We start from the raw sequence: 15,831 nt of genomic DNA on the forward strand, positions 1-15,831 counted from the left end.
CGGCTACGTTCGTACGTCGCCGCGTACGCCGGCTCGACAGCCGGCTTATCCGATTGCCGCGAACAAACTACGACTGCACGTCGCCGAACTCGCCGCGTACGCCGGCTTCGACCAGCGCGGGCAATTCGTCCATATGCTGCATGATGCGAGTCATACCCATCTTGCGAAGCGCGTCCGCGTAGCCATGGGGAATATGGCTCGCGCCGACGAAGGCGATCGTTTTCATACCCGCCGCACGCGCGGCATTCAAACCCGCCACGCTGTCCTCCACCACCACACAGCGTGACGGCTCCACACCCAGCGTCTGAGCGGCGAACAGATAGACATCGGGATAAGGCTTCGGCCGGGCCACCTGTTCCGCGCTGAAAATACGCTCGCCGAAAATCTGCTGCAAACCCGCGCGCCGTACCGACGCGTTCACGCGCGCCATGCGGCTGTTCGAGACGACGGCGGCCGGCAACGTGACACGTTGCAAGGCATCGCGCACGCCGTTGATCGGGCTGAGCGAGGCTGCAAGCGCAATCTCGACGTTGTGTTCGATGGTGTCGAAAAAATTCGCGGGGAGCGTGATGTCGAACGACTTCTCGATGCCTTCGAGAAAACGCGACGTTTGCTGGCCAAAAGCCGTTTTGACGATGGGTTCGAAATCGAGGCCGGGAAACGTGGCGGTCAGCGTTTCGAACATGACGCGGTCAGCGATGATTTCGCTGTCGACGAGCACGCCGTCGCAGTCGCAAATGAGGTGGTCGATCATGGCTGAAAACGGAAAGCGAAGCGCATGGGCAGGCAATTGCAAGCTTATGCGCGGAGAGTGAAAGCGTCATGATACGTGCTTTGGCGGCGCCTGCGCGGCGCCGCCGTTCTCCGTCACGGCTTCGGAACGTCCTGGGTGGGCGTTCGAGGCGGCTCTTGCCGCTGCGGTTCTTGACTACGCCGTCAGATCAATGCGCGTGCAGATACAGATACAGGCACGCAGCCGCCGCGCCGCCCAGCAACGGACCGCACACCGGAATCCACGCATAGTGCCAGTCGCTGTCGCGCTTGCCCGGAATCGGCAGCAGCGCATGCATCAGACGCGGCGACAGGTCGCGCGCGGGGCTCATTGCGTAGCCGGTCGGGCCGCCGAGCGAGATGCCGATGCCGAGGACCAGCAGGCCGACCGGCAGCGCATCGAGCGCACCGAGGCCGACTTGCGGCGACGCCAGATACAGCACGCCGAGAATCAGCACGAACGTGGCGATCATTTCGGTGAGCAGGTTATGCGGCACGCTGCGAATCGCCGGCGCGGTGCAGAACACGCCGAGCTTCACGTCGGCATCGCCTTCTTTCGCGAAGTGCTGGCGATAGGCGACCCACACGAGCAGCGCGCCGGCCATGCCGCCGAGCATCTGCGCGGCCACATAGCCCGGCACTTTGGCCCACGCGAACTTGCCGGCCAGCGCGAGGCTGACGGTCACGACAGGATTCAGGTGCGCGCCGCTGAACGAAGCGGTGACATAGACGGCGATGAACACGGCCATCGCCCAGCCCATCACGATCACGATCAGGTCCGCGCCTTTGCCTTTGGTCCGCGCGAGCAGCACGTTGGCGACGGCGCCGTCGCCGAGCAGCACCACGAGCGCCGTGCCGATGAATTCTGCAATGTAAGGATGCATCGTTGGGTATCCGAAATATAGTTGTCAGGGAAGCCGCGGGATAAGCGGCTTCTTTATGTCGAGAGGCGAGTGTTAGAAAACCCTGCTCAGGGCGTGTCGGCCCAGGCCTTTGCGGCGCGGATCGCGCGCTTCCAGCCGTCGAGGCATTCCTTCACGTCGGCATGCGGCAGCGCGGGGGTGAAGCGGCGGTCGAGCTTCCATTGGCTTTGCAGTTCGTCGACATCCTTCCAGTAGCCGACCGCGAGACCGGCCAGATAAGCCGCGCCCAATGCGGTCGTTTCCGATACCTTGGGGCGCACGGCGTCGACGCCGAGAATGTCCGCCTGGAATTGCATCAGCAGATTGTTCGCGCAGGCGCCGCCGTCCACTCGCAATTCGCCGATGCGAATGCCGGAGTCGGCTTCCATCGCCTTCAACACGTCGAGCGATTGATAGGCGATCGAGTCGAGCGCGGCGCGCGCGATATGCGCCGACGACGTGCCGCGCGTCACGCCGAACAGCGTGCCGCGAGCGCGTGCGTTCCAGTGCGGCGCGCCGAGACCGGCGAAGGCGGGCACCAGATACACGCCGTCGCAATGCGGCACGCTGCGCGCCAGCGTTTCGATTTCAGCGGCGTTTTTGATGATGCCAAGGCCGTCGCGCAGCCATTGCACCACGGCGCCGCCAATGAAGATGCTGCCTTCCAGCGCGTAATTGATCTGATCGCCGATCTGCCAGGCGATCGTGGTGACGAGATTGTTCTTCGATTCGATCGGCTTGTCGCCGGTATTCATCACGAGGAAGCAGCCGGTGCCGTAGGTGTTCTTCACCATGCCCGACTCGGTGCACATCTGGCCGAAGAGGGCAGCGTGCTGGTCGCCGGCGATGCCCGCGAGCGGAATCTTGGAAGCGAACACGGTGGTCTTGGTCGGCCCGTACACTTCCGACGAAGCCCGCACTTCCGGCAGCATGCTGCGCGGAATGTCGAGCGCTTCGAGCAGCTCGTCGTCCCATTTCAACGAGTGGATGTTGAACAGCATGGTGCGCGACGCGTTGGTGACGTCGGTGACGTGCAGGCCGCCCTTGGTGAAATTCCACACGAGCCAGCTATCGACGGTGCCGAATGCAAGGCGCCCCTGTTTGGCCTTTTCGCGCGCGCCTTCTACGTTGTCGAGAATCCAGCGGATCTTGGTCGCCGAGAAATACGAGTCGATCGGCAAGCCGGTTTTCGCGCGGACTTTTTCTTCGAGACCCTGCTCCTTCAACTGGTCGCAGAAGTCGGCAGTGCGGCGGTCCTGCCAAACGATCGCGTTATAGATCGGATGGCCGGTTTCGCGATCCCACACGATCGTGGTCTCGCGCTGATTGGTGATGCCGATCGCGGCGATCGAGGTGCCGTTCATGCCGGCGCGCGTCACGGCTTCAGCGGCGACGCCCGCCTGAGTCGACCAGATTTCCTGCGGATCGTGCTCGACCCAGCCCGGACGCGGGTAGATTTGCTGGAATTCCTTTTGAGCGGTCGACACGATATTGCCGAGCCGGTCGAACAGCATCGCGCGCGAGCTGGTGGTGCCTTGGTCAAGCGCGAGGATGTACTGATCCTGCATTGTCTCTTCTCCATGCGTTTTATGAATCGCCGGACGGGTAGCCGGCGACGGGAACGGCTTGTTGTTTTAAGCGGGCTGCAACACGTGTGACGATGCGGCCCAGCCTGGTCCAGCCGAGAGGTGAAGCGATCCGGTTCCTTCGGATGCAGCGGTGCGCTGCGTAGCGATATCTGACTATGCGCTCTGTCGCGCGGATTCGCGGGCGAACCACGTATCGATATCGCGTGTGATCGAATCGAGCGTGCCCGGTTCGACATGCAAGCCGAGTTTCGAACGGCGCCACAGCACGTCCTGCGCGCTGCGCGCCCATTCGGTGTCGCGCAGATAAGTCAGTTCCGCTTCGTACAGGCCGGGCGCGAAAGCGCGGCCGAGATCGGCCACGGAGCGCGCGTTGCCGATGACATGCTTGGCACGTGTGCCGTAGGCGCGGGCAAGACGGTGCGCCAGATCGGCCGGCAGCCACGCATGCTGCTGCTTGAATTCGCTGAGAAAGCGCTCGAAGTTGGCGTTCGGCATATCGCCGCCGGGCAGCGGCGCACCGGCCGTCCATGACGACGCGCCGTTTTGCAGCGCTTGCGCGAGTTTGTCGACGGCTTCTTCCGCCAGTTTGCGGAAGGTCGTGATCTTGCCGCCGAACACCGAGAGCAACGGCGCTTCACCGGCAGGCGCGTCGAGTTCGAGCGAGTAGTCGCGCGTGACCGCCGACGGGTTGTCCGCGCCTTCCTCCTCGAGCAGCGGACGCACGCCCGAATAGGTCCAGCGCACGTCGGCGGGCGAGATCTTCTGCTTGAAATAGCGGTTGATCGAGTCGCACAGATACTGCGTTTCTTCTGCGTTGATCGCCACTTTCGACGGGTCGTCGCGATACTCGAGATCCGTCGTGCCGATCAGCGTGTAATCGTGTTCGTAGGGAATCGCGAAGATGATGCGCTTGTCCGGATTCTGGAAGATATACGCGTGATCGTGCTCGAACAGCCGCCGCGTGACGATGTGACTGCCTTTGACGAGCCGCACGCTGTGCGACGCCGCGCGGCCGAGCGCGCCTTGCAGCAGTTCGCCGACCCACGGGCCCGCAGCGTTCGCAATGGATGCGGCGCGCACGTCCAGAATCGTGCCGTCGTCGCGCTTGAGCTGGGCGCGCCATTCGCCGCCGGCGCGCACGGCGCTCAGCAGTTTCGTGCGCGTGAGGATTTTCGCGCCGCGCTCTTTGGCGTCCAGTGCGTTCAATACGACCAGACGCGCGTCGTTGACCCAGCCGTCCGAGTACACAAAGCCGCGCTTGATCGAATCGACCAGCGGCACGCCCGCCGGATGGTTGCGCATCACAATGCCGCGCGAACCCGGCAGCAGTTCGCGTTTGGCGAGATGGTCGTACAGGAAAAGACCGGCGCGGATCAGCCAGGCCGGGCGCAGATCGGGCATGTGCGGCATCACGAAGCGCAGCGGCCACATGATGTGCGGCGCGGCGCGCAGCAGCGTTTCACGCTCCTGCAGGGCTTTGCGCACCAGCCCGAACTCGCGGTATTCCAGATAGCGCAGGCCGCCGTGAATCAGCTTGGTACTGGCCGACGACGTGTGCGCCGCCAGGTCGTCCTGTTCGCACAGCAGCACCGACAGGCCGCGGCCCGCCGCATCGCGAGCGATGCCGGCGCCGTTGATCCCACCGCCCACGACGAGCAAATCGTATCTTGAGCCTTGCGTCACCTGCTGTGTCCCCTGCGCTGTGTATCTGAGATATGAAAAGCCGTTTAGAAAATCTATCGAATCGATAGTGTTCGTTTTCGAACTTTAATGAACATATTCGAAAAAGTAAAGTTCGGATCGTTTGGCTGACCCTCTAACCGGTGTGCGGGTAGTAGCGCAACGCGCGGCCACGGACGATACTCTCGGCAGCAGCTATTTCGAGGTGAATTCATGCGTGGACTTTTGATGATCGGCGCCGCAGCGCTTCTCGCGGGATGCGTCAGCTCGCCGAGCCTGACGGGAACGATGGGCGCACCGTCATTCGTGTCGTTGCAACAGATGTGCAGTGCCCAGACGGTCGACTACGGCAACGACGCGCAAGGCGTCTACGCGGCCGTGTTCGATGCCTATGTGGCGAACCGGCATGGCAAGTTGTCGAAGGACGATTTCTGCGCGTTCCAGACGTCGATCGCGCAGCGTTACACGAGCCAAGGCACGAGCGCCGATCCGCAAGTACGCAATCAGTGGGTGACGTTCTTCATCGACCAGCGGGCCCGCGCGTTGAGCTGGCGCGCGGCCGTCGATCCGACTTTGCGCAACGGCTGAGATTCAAGCGGGGGCTGTGTTCCACAACGTTTGCTGCAGGTGGCTGAACGGATGCAAGTGTGGTTTGCGCTAGCCGCGCTGCGGCTGCGCGCCGCGCCATAACATGCGGCGAATCTGGGCGAATACGGCTTCGCGCGTCGGCGTATCGTGGACGGCCGGTTGCTGCGCCTGAGGCAGTGGCAACTGATTGGCTAGCGCCAGCATGGTGAAGCCATGCAGACTCGCCCAGTATGCGTAGCCGATCAACTGGGGATCGCCTTCCAGAATGCCCGCGGCCACGAGCCGCTCGAAGTGCGCGCCGAGCATGCGCCACGCGCGCTGCGAAGCGGCGGCGAGTTCCGGATAGACGCTGTCCCGTTGAGTCAAATCAAACATCAAACGGTAGGCATGCGGTTCGTCGAGTGCGAAAGCGACGTAGGCTTCGCTCACCAACGAATGATCCGTTTCCGGGGCGGCTTTGGCTGCCGCTTCGAGACGGGCCGCGAAGCGATTGAAGGCGGCCGCGCGGACCATCGCGAGAATCTCGTCCTTGTCGCGGAAGTAGCGATAGGGCGTCATGGCGCTGCACCCCAACTCCTTGGCCAGTTCGCGCATCGTCACGCCCTCCGCGCCGCGCGTGGCGAACGCGTTCTCGGCCACGCGCCGCATGGCCTCGCGAAATTGCTGGATGTCGTCGGGGGAAAGCGTTTTGGGCATGCGCGAAGGCAGAAGGTCCGTCGCGTCAATTTACTGCGTAAATGAGTTGGGCACAATAAAGCGGACACGGGACGGCGTCCTGCTTTTCGCACGAATGGTGTCCGGGCCATCTCATCGCACCGCATGCACGCGCTGCTTGCCCGCGTCACCGCGCCGGACATCGACTGACAGTCCGGCGGTGAGGCGCGGTAAAACCCGTTAAATCGCGGTAAGACCCGGAAAACTAGGAAAGTCGCTTGATGGCTCGCAATGCGCTATCGCCCGTTTCAGTCACGCGCCATTGTTCGTTGCCCGACGCGAGCCGTTCGAGTTGCACGAGCTGGCGTTCCAGCAGTGCGTCGAGTTCTTCTCGCTCCATGTCGACTTGATTGGGAGCGTCCTTGACGAGCAACAACGTGGCGAATTCATGCGGACTCAGCATCGTTCTCTCCATGTCAAGCAAACGCGGACGGCCTTGCCGGCGACTGGCTCAAACCAGTGAAGTCCGCAAAGAATCAGGCGGGAGGTACGGCTAACACGACAGTTTCACGCAACCGGCGCTACGCGGAACGCGCAATGCACGCCGGGGAACTGGAGTGTAGTCAACCGCACGTTAAACACCAAATCGGCCCCAGTAAATTTTCCCTTTGACAATTGGGCGTGTCAGCGGCGGTTGGGGGCCGCAGCCAGATTCTTGATTTCACTCGAAGTTTCCCGTGCGCTGCAACATGGCGGAGAACGCCTGGATTTATTCGGCGACATACACCTGGCAGTTGGCGGCGGTGAGCGTCTCGGTCATCTCGGCAGGCGGCGCCATGTCCGTGAACAACGCGTCGATCTGATCCAGATGGCCTTGACGGACCAGCGCGGGCCGGCCGAATTTCGAGTTGTCGGCGGCGAGGAAAACGGTGCGCGCATGCTGGATGATCGCCTCGGCCACGCGCACTTCGCGCGTATCGAAATCGCGCAGCGTGCCGTCGGGTTCGATGCTCGACGTGCCGATGATCGCGAAGTCCACCTTGAACTGCCGGATGAAATCGATCGCCAGTTCGCCGACGATCCCTTTGTCCCACGGCCGCACGATGCCGCCCGTCACCAGCACCTCGCAATCCGGATAGCCGCTCATCATGCTGGCGACGTTCAGGTTGTTGGTGATCACGCGCAGGCCGCGGTGGCGGTTGAGCGCGCGCGCTACTTCTTCGGTGGTGGTGCCGAGGTTGATGAAAAGCGACGCCTGGTCGGGAATGTGAGTGGCCACTAGCGCCGCGATGCGCCGCTTCTCTTCATGGAACATGCGCTGACGCGCGGTGTAGGAGACGTTCTCGGAACTGGTCGGCAGGCTGGCGCCGCCGTGATAGCGGCGCAGCAGGTTCATGTCGGCGAGCCAGTTGACGTCGCGGCGGATCGTCTGCGGCGTCACGTCGAAGTGGGCCGCGAGGTCGTCCACGGTCACGAAGCCGTCGCGTTGCACCCACTCCAGCAGTTCCTGTTGCCGGGCGTTGAGAGTCAGGCGGGGGTCTCGGGTCATGTGTCTCGGTTCGTGGGATTTTTGTCTGCGTGACCCGCCGCCGGCGCGTGAGGCTTGGCCAGTAAGCGGGTAATGCGTGAACGGGGTGAGCGTATTGTAAGACCATCGCGCGTCTTGTCTGCCAACTCGTGCGACATGCATAAGATGTGAGACGACGGTGCGGCGGCTCAGCGAGACGCATTCAGGTTGTTTACGCATTTATTCAGTTCATAAATGAATTTGTTTTTTGGGTCGGATCACGATGCAATCCCGGGTTCTTCGTTTGATTCGTGCTTCGCCGGCGTTTTCCTCATTCGCCCCGTTTTCGATGGTTCCGCGTTCCGCAAGCCGGGCCGCGCTTTCAAGAGTGTTCGACATGACTGGCTTCAACTGGCAAAACCCTTATCCGACGCCGCGTCTTCCTGTATTCGCGCGCAACATCGTTTCGACTTCGCATCCGCTCGCGGCGCAAGCCGGGCTGCGCATGCTCTGGAAGGGCGGCAATGCCGTCGATGCGGCCATTGCGGCAGCGGCCGCCATCACGGTGGTCGAACCGGTATCGTGCGGTTTGGGCGGCGACGCCTTCGCGCTGGTGTGGGACGGCAAGAAGCTGCATGGCCTGAACGCGTCGGGCGTGTCGCCGGCGGCATGGAACGTCGACTACTTCAAGCGCAAGTACGGCGAAGAAAACGGTCTCGCGAAGCAGCCCACGCGTGGCTGGGACGCGGTGACGGTGCCTGGCGTGATCGCCGGCTGGGAGGCACTGCATCAGAAATTCGGCACGCTGCCGTTCGCCGACCTGATGGAGCCGGCCATCGAGATCGCCGAGCGCGGTCATGCGGTGGCAAGCATCGTCGCCTATAAATGGGCGGCGGCCGTGCCGCAACTGAAGGACCTGCCGGGGTTCGCGCAAACCTTCATGCCGCGCGGCCGCGCGCCTGAAGTGAGTGAGCTGGTACGCTTTCCCGGCCACGCAAAGACGCTGCGCAAGCTTGCCGAGCAAGGCCCGCGCGCGTACTACGAGGGCGAGATCGCCGAGCAGATCGCCGCATTTGCGCGCGAAGGCGGCGGCGCGCTGACCACCGACGATCTGCGCAACTACAAAGCGGATTGGGTCGAGCCGATCGGCAAGGACTATCGCGGTTACACGGTGCACGAGATTCCGCCGAACGGGCAGGGCATTGCGGCGCTGATCGCGCTGGGCATCCTCGAAAAATTCGATGTGAAGGAACTGGCGGTCGACAACGTCGAGTCGCAGCACTTGCAGATCGAAGCCATGAAGCTCGCGTTCGCCGATGTCTATCGCTACGTGGCCGATCCGCGTTCGATGGAAGTCACGCCCGAGCAGATGCTTGACGACGCCTACCTGACCTCGCGCGCCAAGCTGATCGATCACAAGCGCGCCACACAGTTCGACTTTGGCATGCCGAAGGCCGGCGGCACGATCTACATGTCGGTGGCGGACGAGCGCGGCATGATGGTCAGCTTCATCCAGTCGAACTACATGGGCTTCGGCTCGGGCATCGTGGTGCCGGACAGCGGCATCGCCATGCAGAACCGCGGTTGCGGTTTTTCGATGGACCCAAAGTCGCCGAACGTGGTGGAAGGCGGCAAGCGTCCGTTCCACACGATCATTCCGTCGTTCCTCACGCAGCAGGTGAACGGCCAGCAGGAAGCGGTGATGAGCTTCGGCGTGATGGGCGGCGACATGCAGCCGCAAGGTCATCTGCAATCCATCGTGCGGATGCTCGACTACGGTCAGCAGCCGCAGGCCGCGTGCGACGCGCCGCGCTGGAAAGTCAATCGCGACTTCACGATCGACATCGAGTCGACGCTCGATCCGAAGACCGCCGAGGCCTTGCAGAAGCGCGGCCACGTCATCAAATCGGTGGACGATCCGTACATGGACTTCGGCTCCGGCCAGTACATCTGGAAGCTCGATCGCAACGATCCGGAGCGCGGCTATGTGGCGGCGAGCGACAGCCGCCGTGACGGGCTGGCCGCCGGGTTCTAGAAGCATCCACGCGCGCGGCGGCCGCCCATCGAGCCGGCCGCGTCGCTACGCGCGCAGCCACGCACGCGCGGCAACGTGCGCGGAGTCGGCGGCGCGCGTGACCGACTGCCATTTCACGGCATCGCAACAATCAGAATTGCCGGACGCCAACGGCGCTTCCGGCACACCCGGCATCGGGCATCAGACCTCAGACAGGCAGGAGACTTCATGCAGACCCCCGCGTCGCCCACGGCGACAACTTCCGCTCATTCTCCATCGGCACCGCTTTCCAAAGCGATGGTGCGGCGGATCGTGTTTTCGTCGTCGGTCGGCAATGCACTCGAGTGGTTCGACTTTCTGGTCTACGGCTACTTCGCGACCATCATCGCCAAACAGTTTTTCCCGATGCAGGACGAGTGGCTCTCCACGCTGCTCGCCATCGCCACCTTCGGCATCTCGTTCCTCATGCGGCCACTGGGCGCGGTGGTGCTGGGCATCTACGGCGACCGCAAGGGACGCAAGGCCGCGCTGACGCTCGCCATCGCGCTGATGATGGTCGGCACCTTCACGATGGCCGTGATGCCGCCGTACGCGTCGATCGGCATTGCGGCGCCGATCCTGATTCTGCTCGCGCGGCTCGTGCAAGGCTTCGCGGTGGGCGGCGAGTTCGGCAGTGCGACGGCCTTCATGGTCGAACATAGCGCGTCGCGCCGCGGCTATTACGCGAGCTGGCAGTTCGCGAGCCAGGGACTCGCCGCGATTACCGCGGCCGCGTTCGGCTCGCTGCTGACCGCGTGGCTGCCGCCTGAGCAACTGAATAACTGGGGCTGGCGCATTCCGTTCGTGTTCGGTTTGCTGGTCGGCCCGGTGGGCTATTACATCCGTTCGCACCTCGACGAGACGCCCGAGTTCCTGGCGCTGCGCGCCGCGCGTGAGGCGAGCGGCACTCGCGCAGCGGCGAGCGAAGAGAAGGACGCGTCGTTCGCCAGCCAGTGGGTCAACCTGCTGCTTGCCGTTGGCATCGTCGCGCAATCCACGGTGGGCGTGTACGTGCTGCAACTCTACATGCCGATGTACGCCGTCAAGCAATTGCATATGCCGGCGGCGGCATCGTTCGGCGTGGTGGTGCTCAATGGCGGCCTGCAGTTTCTGCTTTCGCCGGTGATGGGTGCGTTGTCCGATCGCATTGGCCGGATTCGCATCATGCTAACCACGTCGATCCTGATGGGGGCGCTGATCTATCCGATGTTCGCGCTGTTGCAGACTCATCCGACGATCGGTTGGCTGCTGCTGTTGCAGGGCACGGCGGGTATTTTCAAGGCCGCCTATTCCGGGCCGATGCCCGCCTTGATGTCCGAGATTTTTCCAACGCAGGTGCGCTCGACCGGTCTTTCAATCGCTTACAGCATCGGCGTGACGATCTTCGGCGGCTTCGCACCGACGATCGTCGAAACGTTCATTCACCTGACCGGCGACAAACTTGCGCCCAGCTACTACGTGCTGATTGCCGCGGTGCTGTCTGGCCTCTCGCTCATCGTCGTGGCCTGGCGCGTGCGCCGCGTCCGTGTGCCGCAAGGTGTTCAGCCTGCCTGAGCGGCCAGGGCCGGTTACTTCGAATCGGCACATTGCCCGGTCCTGCCAGTCCTCATCGACGATGATCGTCGCAGACTTGAGCCAGCTCTTCGAGCTGGCTTTTTTTCTGCCTCGCGCGCCGCGCTTTTATCCGACCGAATGTTTTGACTACCCGAAATTGGAACTGCCGCGTCTCGGCATGGTCTGTGCTGGGTTATCTGCAGAGTTGCGAAACACCGGCTAAGATGCAAGATACAAGGGGTTAACTCTAATCAAGGCGCTGTATCTGACACGGCGGACCGCTCGGGCGAGAGCGGGCTGTTTCGAGCATGCTCCACGAGTCGATACAGTTTTCGGAGCAAGACACGATGCACACAGAGCTGAACCATGTCATGCCTTGGCGGATCGAGGATATCGACCTCACCCGCATTGATCGGCAAAAGGCCGTCGCTAACGAAGATTTGCTGCTGCTGCTGTGCGCGTCTTCGTTTATTGAAAGCGGCTCCGATCTTTACACCAGCAATCTGAGTACGTTCTTTAACGGCGATCCTGAAGTCTCGGCCTGGCTCAACCAGGAGTGGGAGCCGGAAGAGTTGCAGCATGGCCGCGCGCTCAAGACGTATATCGCTTACGTGTGGCCGGAGTTCGACTGGGACACGGCATTTCGCAATTTCATGGAAGAGTACTCGCTGACCTGTTCGGTGGAGGACTTCGAGAAGACCCGCGCGCTCGAAATGGTCGCGCGCTGCGTGGTGGAGACAGGCACGGCTACGCTGTATCGCGCGATCGGCGAGTGCTCGGACGAGCCGGTGCTCAAGCAGATCACCGACAACATCCGCACCGACGAAGTCCGTCACTACAAGCACTTTTTCAAGTACTTCAAGAAGTACAACAGGATCGAAGGCAACGGCCGTCTCGCAGTGCTGGGCGCGCTGATGCGCCGCGTAATGGAGATCAAGAACGAAGACTCGGAGATCGCTTTGCGGCATGTCTTCGCGGTTCGTTATCCGGAACGCGTGCATGACTCGGCCTATAACCGCGAACGCGCGGCGCGTATCAATGCGCTGGTGCGGCGTAACCTGTCGGCGGATATGTGCGTGAAGATGCTGCTCAAGCCGCTCGATCTGCCGGCGAGGATTCAGCCGGGCGTGCATTACCCACTCGCCAAGATCACGCAGCACGTTTTTTTCCGCTGACCGCGCGGATCGGCCTGCCGTCGGCCTGCGTCGACGGCTCGCTTTGAAAATGGCCCGCTCGTGCGGGCCATTTGTTTTTCAAGGCATGATGCGTGATTGGCCACTTCCAACCGGATCGACATGATGAGCGATTCCCCCGCCTCCGAACGCCCGCTTGAACACAACGTGTTCGATGAATGGCCCGACGCCGTGCGCGCGTTGTTCGACGGTTCGTCGCTTGCGAGTAAGACGGGTTTTACCGCGTCGCTGCTGAGCGTCGATACGAATGGCCATGTGCGCACGTCGCTGCTTGGCGTCGGCGAGTTGTATGCGCCTGATTCGCGCACGCTATGCATCGCGTTGTGGCCGCAAGCGAGGGCGACGCGCGCCATTACGCAAAGCGGCCGGGCGGCACTGACCTTTGTTTGCGACGAAGCGTTTTATCAGGTGCAGCTGCTGATGACGCCGCTAGCGAGTGTTGCCGGCGATGCCAGCGGGCTCGTCTATCTGCACGGTTCGATTGACACGGCTGAGGCGCAAAGCGTTCGTTATGCGCGCCTGACTAGCGGCATTACGTTCGCCCTGGAAGGGGAGGGAAAGGCGGTGCTCGACCGATGGGAGCGGCAGATCGAACACCTGAAGCAAGCAGCGGCGGCTGCTGGCCGCTAGTCGTTGTTTGCGAGAAAGCGGCGGCCGTTGTGGCCGCCGCTTGGAGGCTTGGCGCAGGGGCATAGCGCAGGGGCATAGCGCAGGGGCTTAGCGCAGGGGCTTAGCGCAGGGGCTCAACGCAGGGGCTCAACGCAAAACCTCAACGCAAAACCTCAACGCCCGCGCTGGCCGCTGCGCGTGGGCTGGCCACCGCGCGGCGCGTCGTTGCGCGGCTTCGCGCCACCCAGCAACGCGCCCGGATTGCCGCCTTGCGGCTTCGCACCCTGCGGCTTACGCGGCGCATGCTGAGCGGCACTGCCTTCATGCGCGACGGCACGGGGCCGATCGTCGTGGCGCTGACCGTCACGACGCGCCTGGCCGCCGTTGCCGGTCGGCTTCGCACCCTGCGGCTTCGGTTGCTGCTGACCGTTCGCCGGGCGTTGACCCGAGCGTTGTGCCGGTTTCGCAGAACCGCCGCCATCGCGCCGTGCGTCGTCGCGCTTCGGTGCGCCTTGACTTTGGCGCGGCGAGCGACCACCACCGCCGCCACCACCCTGGCCGCGGCGCAGGATCGGCTCCGGCTTCGCGGTCGGGTCCGGCTCGAAGCCGGCGATCACTTCCTGCGGCACCGGACGCTTGATCAGCTTCTCGATGTCCTTCAGCAATTGCAGTTCGTCGACGCACACCAGCGAAACCGCTTCGCCCGTCGCGCCTGCGCGGCCCGTACGGCCGATGCGGTGCACGTAGTCTTCCGGCACATTCGGCAGATCGTAGTTGACCACGTGCGGCAATTGATCGATATCGATGCCGCGCGCGGCGATGTCGGTCGCCACCAGCACCTGCAGCGTACCGTCCTTGAACTCGGCGAGCGCGCGGGTACGGGCCGACTGGCTCTTGTTGCCGTGAATCGCCAGCGAGTTGATGCCGTCCTTCGTCAACTGTTCAGCAAGGCGGTTGGCGCCGTGCTTGGTGCGCGTGAACACCAGCACCTGGAACCAGTTGTGCTGTTTGATCAGATGCGTGAGCAGTTCGCGCTTCTTGTCGCGATCCACCGGGTGAATCTTCTGCGCGACCGTTTCCGCCGTCGTATTGCGGCGCGCGACTTCGATCAACGCCGGCGAGTCGAGCAGATTGTCGGCGAGCGTCTTGATCTCGTCGGAGAAGGTGGCCGAGAACAGCAGGTTCTGACGCTTCGGCGGCAGCTTGGCGAGCACGCGCTTGATGTCATGGATGAAGCCCATATCGAGCATGCGGTCGGCTTCGTCGAGCACGAGAATCTCGAGATGCGACAGGTCGATGGTCTTCTGCTGCATGTGGTCGAGCAAACGGCCCGGCGTCGCGACGACGATGTCCACGCCGCTCCTCAACGCGCCGATCTGCGGATTGATGCCAACGCCGCCGAACATCACGGTCGACTTCAGCTTCAGATACTTGCCGTAGGCGCGCACGCTTTCTTCGACCTGTGCGGCCAGCTCACGCGTGGGCGTGAGGATCAGCGCGCGCACCGCGCGCTTGCCCGAGCCGGTTGCAACGGCGGGCATGGAGTTCAGACGCTGCAGGATAGGCAACGTGAAGCCGGCGGTCTTGCCGGTGCCGGTTTGCGCGCCGGCCAGCAGGTCGCCGCCATTGAGCACGGCGGGAATCGCTTGCGTCTGGATCGGAGTCGGCGTGGTGTAGCCAAGTTCGTGGACAGCGCGGACCAACGGTTCGGACAAGCCGAGAGAATCAAAAGACATAAAAGCTCTTTGCAATGCAGTTTCGCGAACGGCACACATGGGCCCAGGCAGGCATCAACGCGGCATGAACACACCCACATGGCATGTTCGAGGCCCGAAGCCCAGTTCCCGGTCGCAGAGAAATCGGCGGCACGCGGGAAGCGCGTGCCGAATGCTTCAACGCGCTATGCAGACACGTTGACTGGCCTTAAGTTGCATTTCGCCGCCGTGGGATGTCACGCGACGTAGCGCGCAACACTGACGAATTGACACAGACTGCCCGCCAGTACGAACAGGTGCCAGATACCATGTCCGTGCCGGATGCGCTCGTCGTTGATGAAGAAGTAGATGCCGGCGCTGTAGATGATCCCGCCGGCCACGAGCCAGGCGGTACCCGCTGCCGGTAAGGCATGCACCAGCGGGCGGACGGCAACGAGCGCGAGCCATCCCATCAACACATACAGCACCATCGAAACGCTGCGGGTGCGTCGCCCGAGCGTCAGTTCCTGCACGATGCCAAGGGCGGCAAGCCCCCAGCTTACGCCGAATAGCGACCAGCCCCACGGTCCGCGCAATGTGACTAGCGTGAACGGAGTGTAACTGCCGGCGATCAGCAGGTAGATCGCCGAATGGTCGCACTTCTGAAGAACCGCTTTCACGCGCGGACTGCGCACGCTGTGATAAAGCGTGGAGATAGCATACAGCACGAACAGCATCGCGCCGTAGACGCTGAAGCTGACCACCTTGTATGCGTCGCCGTCGAGTGCGCCCATCGTGACGAGCGTTGCAAGACCCGCCACCGACAGTACGGCGCCGACGAGGTGGGTAATGCTGTTGAAACGCTCACCGACATGCACGACTCTTTCCTCCTGCGCGGTTCATAAGGACCAGAACGTCCACATGATACCGGTCCTGAAAAAACGAAGGGCGCGGCCGCCCATTTAGGTGGGCCCGCCCCCGGGGGGGCGCAACCCGGGTTTTGGGGCGGCGGCCCGCGCCCCAAGGGCCCAATGGTC

Annotated in this window: 15 protein-coding genes; 5 read left to right on the top strand and 10 right to left on the bottom strand. The window is 62.9% G+C overall.

The window, feature by feature from the left end; translation table 11 throughout:
- Window positions 1-67 precede the first annotated feature (67 nt).
- From P0D70_RS23215 to glpD, 4 genes are all read right to left on the bottom strand, one after another.
- Window positions 68-754: an HAD family hydrolase gene (locus P0D70_RS23215; protein WP_408186178.1), complete on the bottom strand. Its 687-nt coding sequence runs from the start codon at window positions 752-754 to the stop codon at window positions 68-70.
- A 187-nt stretch (window positions 755-941) separates the two neighbouring features.
- Window positions 942-1,655 (bottom strand): MIP/aquaporin family protein, encoded by a 714-nt coding sequence (locus tag P0D70_RS23220; RefSeq protein WP_408186179.1) that lies wholly within the window; start codon window positions 1,653-1,655, stop codon window positions 942-944.
- A gap of 86 nt (window positions 1,656-1,741) precedes the next feature.
- Window positions 1,742-3,241 carry a glycerol kinase GlpK gene (gene glpK / locus P0D70_RS23225; RefSeq protein ID WP_091799272.1) on the bottom strand — a complete coding sequence of 500 codons (1,500 nt, stop codon included), beginning with the start codon at window positions 3,239-3,241 and terminating at the stop codon, window positions 1,742-1,744.
- Window positions 3,242-3,415: 174 nt separating this feature from the next.
- A complete protein-coding gene (gene glpD, locus P0D70_RS23230) occupies window positions 3,416-4,945 on the bottom strand; it encodes a glycerol-3-phosphate dehydrogenase (RefSeq protein WP_091799275.1) in 1,530 nt (509 codons plus the stop codon).
- A 210-nt stretch (window positions 4,946-5,155) separates the two neighbouring features.
- Here glpD and P0D70_RS23235 point away from each other — a divergent pair, with 210 nt between their 5' ends.
- Window positions 5,156-5,530, top strand: a complete 375-nt coding sequence (locus tag P0D70_RS23235) for a hypothetical protein (RefSeq protein ID WP_408186180.1) — start codon at window positions 5,156-5,158, stop codon at window positions 5,528-5,530.
- A 69-nt stretch (window positions 5,531-5,599) separates the two neighbouring features.
- On the opposite strand, the gene P0D70_RS23240 is transcribed toward P0D70_RS23235, so the two are convergent.
- The 4 genes from P0D70_RS23240 to P0D70_RS23255 all read right to left on the bottom strand — a co-directional run bounded on the left by P0D70_RS23240 (window position 5,600) and on the right by P0D70_RS23255 (window position 8,090).
- Window positions 5,600-6,226 (bottom strand): TetR/AcrR family transcriptional regulator, encoded by a 627-nt coding sequence (locus P0D70_RS23240; protein ID WP_408186181.1) that lies wholly within the window; start codon window positions 6,224-6,226, stop codon window positions 5,600-5,602.
- Window positions 6,227-6,449: 223 nt separating this feature from the next.
- A complete protein-coding gene (locus P0D70_RS23245) occupies window positions 6,450-6,647 on the bottom strand; it encodes a hypothetical protein (RefSeq protein ID WP_177205069.1) in 198 nt (65 codons plus the stop codon).
- Window positions 6,648-6,953: 306 nt separating this feature from the next.
- The gene (locus tag P0D70_RS23250; protein ID WP_091799287.1) at window positions 6,954-7,733 is read right to left on the bottom strand and encodes a DeoR/GlpR family DNA-binding transcription regulator; all 780 of its coding nucleotides are present in this window, start codon (window positions 7,731-7,733) and stop codon (window positions 6,954-6,956) included.
- 207 nt (window positions 7,734-7,940) lie between these two features.
- Window positions 7,941-8,090 (bottom strand): hypothetical protein, encoded by a 150-nt coding sequence (locus P0D70_RS23255; protein ID WP_408186182.1) that lies wholly within the window; start codon window positions 8,088-8,090, stop codon window positions 7,941-7,943.
- On the opposite strand from P0D70_RS23255, the gene ggt reads away from it, so the two are divergent.
- The 4 genes from ggt (at window position 8,089) to P0D70_RS23275 (ending at window position 13,121) form a co-directional block, all read left to right on the top strand.
- Window positions 8,089-9,726: a gamma-glutamyltransferase gene (gene ggt / locus P0D70_RS23260; protein ID WP_408186183.1), complete on the top strand. Its 1,638-nt coding sequence runs from the start codon at window positions 8,089-8,091 to the stop codon at window positions 9,724-9,726. The two genes, P0D70_RS23255 and ggt, sit on opposite strands and share 2 nt — an antisense overlap.
- Window positions 9,727-9,933: 207 nt before the next feature.
- Window positions 9,934-11,298 carry an MFS transporter gene (locus P0D70_RS23265; RefSeq protein WP_408186184.1) on the top strand — a complete coding sequence of 455 codons (1,365 nt, stop codon included), beginning with the start codon at window positions 9,934-9,936 and terminating at the stop codon, window positions 11,296-11,298.
- A 347-nt stretch (window positions 11,299-11,645) separates the two neighbouring features.
- Window positions 11,646-12,473, top strand: coding sequence for a ferritin-like domain-containing protein (locus P0D70_RS23270; RefSeq protein WP_091801020.1), 828 nt, complete (start codon window positions 11,646-11,648; stop codon window positions 12,471-12,473).
- Window positions 12,474-12,596: 123 nt separating this feature from the next.
- The gene (locus tag P0D70_RS23275) at window positions 12,597-13,121 is read left to right on the top strand and encodes a hypothetical protein (protein WP_408186186.1); all 525 of its coding nucleotides are present in this window, start codon (window positions 12,597-12,599) and stop codon (window positions 13,119-13,121) included.
- 152 nt (window positions 13,122-13,273) lie between these two features.
- Here the strand turns inward: P0D70_RS23275 and P0D70_RS23280 are convergent, their stop codons facing one another.
- Window positions 13,274-14,836 carry a DEAD/DEAH box helicase gene (locus tag P0D70_RS23280; protein WP_408186185.1) on the bottom strand — a complete coding sequence of 521 codons (1,563 nt, stop codon included), beginning with the start codon at window positions 14,834-14,836 and terminating at the stop codon, window positions 13,274-13,276.
- Between the two features lie 215 nt (window positions 14,837-15,051).
- Window positions 15,052-15,672, bottom strand: a complete 621-nt coding sequence (gene trhA / locus P0D70_RS23285; RefSeq protein WP_091799296.1) for a PAQR family membrane homeostasis protein TrhA — start codon at window positions 15,670-15,672, stop codon at window positions 15,052-15,054.
- Window positions 15,673-15,831: the final 159 nt, after the last annotated feature.

Source organism: Paraburkholderia sp. RL17-381-BIF-C, assembly GCF_046026435.1.
Taxonomy (GTDB): domain Bacteria; phylum Pseudomonadota; class Gammaproteobacteria; order Burkholderiales; family Burkholderiaceae; genus Paraburkholderia.

Excerpts from the sequence above, each read along its gene's own strand:
- P0D70_RS23235 (WP_408186180.1), top strand. The coding sequence starts at position 5,156 with ATGCGTGGACTTTTGATGATCGGCGCCGCAGCGCTTCTCGCGGGATGC.
- P0D70_RS23240 (WP_408186181.1), bottom strand. The coding sequence starts at position 6,226 with ATGCCCAAAACGCTTTCCCCCGACGACATCCAGCAATTTCGCGAGGCC.
- P0D70_RS23280 (WP_408186185.1), bottom strand. The coding sequence starts at position 14,836 with ATGTCTTTTGATTCTCTCGGCTTGTCCGAACCGTTGGTCCGCGCTGTC.
- glpK (WP_091799272.1), bottom strand. The coding sequence starts at position 3,241 with ATGCAGGATCAGTACATCCTCGCGCTTGACCAAGGCACCACCAGCTCG.
- P0D70_RS23270 (WP_091801020.1), top strand. The coding sequence starts at position 11,646 with ATGCACACAGAGCTGAACCATGTCATGCCTTGGCGGATCGAGGATATC.
- P0D70_RS23255 (WP_408186182.1), bottom strand. The coding sequence starts at position 8,090 with ATGTCGAACACTCTTGAAAGCGCGGCCCGGCTTGCGGAACGCGGAACC.
- P0D70_RS23215 (WP_408186178.1), bottom strand. The coding sequence starts at position 754 with ATGATCGACCACCTCATTTGCGACTGCGACGGCGTGCTCGTCGACAGC.
- P0D70_RS23265 (WP_408186184.1), top strand. The coding sequence starts at position 9,934 with ATGCAGACCCCCGCGTCGCCCACGGCGACAACTTCCGCTCATTCTCCA.
- ggt (WP_408186183.1), top strand. The coding sequence starts at position 8,089 with ATGACTGGCTTCAACTGGCAAAACCCTTATCCGACGCCGCGTCTTCCT.
- P0D70_RS23220 (WP_408186179.1), bottom strand. The coding sequence starts at position 1,655 with ATGCATCCTTACATTGCAGAATTCATCGGCACGGCGCTCGTGGTGCTG.
- P0D70_RS23250 (WP_091799287.1), bottom strand. The coding sequence starts at position 7,733 with ATGACCCGAGACCCCCGCCTGACTCTCAACGCCCGGCAACAGGAACTG.
- P0D70_RS23245 (WP_177205069.1), bottom strand. The coding sequence starts at position 6,647 with ATGCTGAGTCCGCATGAATTCGCCACGTTGTTGCTCGTCAAGGACGCT.
- P0D70_RS23275 (WP_408186186.1), top strand. The coding sequence starts at position 12,597 with ATGAGCGATTCCCCCGCCTCCGAACGCCCGCTTGAACACAACGTGTTC.